A 529-nucleotide genomic window follows, 5' to 3' on the forward strand; every position below is an offset into this window, starting at 1 on the left:
ACCTACCGCATCGCCACCGGTCGCGACGCTGGCCGCAAGGTCGTCACCCTGAAAACGCTACCCGGTGATGCGGGTTCTCTGGACGGCGACGCCGGCAAGGTCGGCGGCTTCTCGCTGCATGCCGGCGTGGCCGCGGAAGCACACGAGAGCCACAAGCTCGAAAAGCTGTGCCGCTACATCACGCGCCCGGCGATCAGCGAGCAGCGGCTGTCGATCTCACCGCAGGGTAGGGTGCGGTATCAGCTCACGACGCCGTGGCGAAATGGGACCACGCATGTCGAATGGGATGCGGTGGACTTCATCGCCAAGCTGGCGGCACTGGTCCCGCCACCTCGCGCGCATCTCACCCGCTTCCACGGCGTATTCGCCCCGAATGCAAACCTGCGTGCGCAGCTGACGCCCTCGGGGCGCGGCAGGCGGCCTGCGGGCGATGCGGCGCCGGTTGACGCAAGCGCCCACGACGAGCCGCGCAGCCCCGAGCAGAAGCGCCGTGCGATGAGCTGGGCGCAACGGCTCAAGCGGGTCTTTT

Annotated in this window: 1 protein-coding gene; it reads left to right on the top strand. The window is 68.4% G+C overall.

Features of this window, described 5'->3' with window-relative positions:
• The coding region (locus tag IE168_RS14440) for a transposase (RefSeq protein ID WP_189499516.1) at positions 1 to 529 on the top strand (529 nt) is incomplete at both ends.

It is taken from the genome of Luteimonas padinae, assembly GCF_014652935.1.
Classification (GTDB): domain Bacteria; phylum Pseudomonadota; class Gammaproteobacteria; order Xanthomonadales; family Xanthomonadaceae; genus Luteimonas; species Luteimonas padinae.